Source organism: Kitasatospora sp. LaBMicrA B282, assembly GCF_050325825.1.
Lineage (GTDB): Bacteria > Actinomycetota > Actinomycetes > Streptomycetales > Streptomycetaceae > Kitasatospora.
On record NZ_JBNQTI010000404.1, the window covers coordinates 1 to 482 of the forward strand.

Annotated in this window: 1 pseudogene; it reads right to left on the bottom strand. The window is 83.4% G+C overall.

What is annotated here, in order from left to right:
- Positions 1-269 (bottom strand): annotated as a pseudogene (locus ACQRUO_RS39680) (hypothetical protein); the annotation flags it as partial.
- Between the last annotated feature and the right edge of the window lie 213 nt (positions 270-482).

The window sequence follows — 482 nt, forward strand, 5'->3', positions numbered from 1 at the left end:
GGCGGGGGCGGCGGTGGGGTGCTGCACGCGCCGCGACCGCCCGCGGCGGGCGGCACGGGGGCGCCCGGGGTGCCGGGGGCACCGGGCAGGCCCATCAGGCCGGGCGGACCGTCCGTGGCCAGCATCGTGGCGGCGTACTCCATGCCGCCACCGGCACCCGGCGCCGGCGGCGCAGCGGGCGGCGGCGTCCCAGGCGTACCGGGGGCACCGGGCAGGCCCATCAGCCCGGGCGGACCGTCCGTGGCCAGCATGGTCGCGGCGTACTCCATGCCGCCACCGGCACCCGGCGCCGGCGGCGCAGCGGGCGGCGGCGTCCCAGGCGTACCAGGGACACCCGGCGCACCCGGCGTCCCCGGGGCACCCGGCAGACCCATCAGCCCGGGCGGACCGTCCGTGGCCAGCATGGTCGCGGCGTACCCGCCCACCGGCGCGGCCGGCGGCTGGGGCGCGGGCGCCGGCGGCTGCTGGGGCAGCGGCGCCGG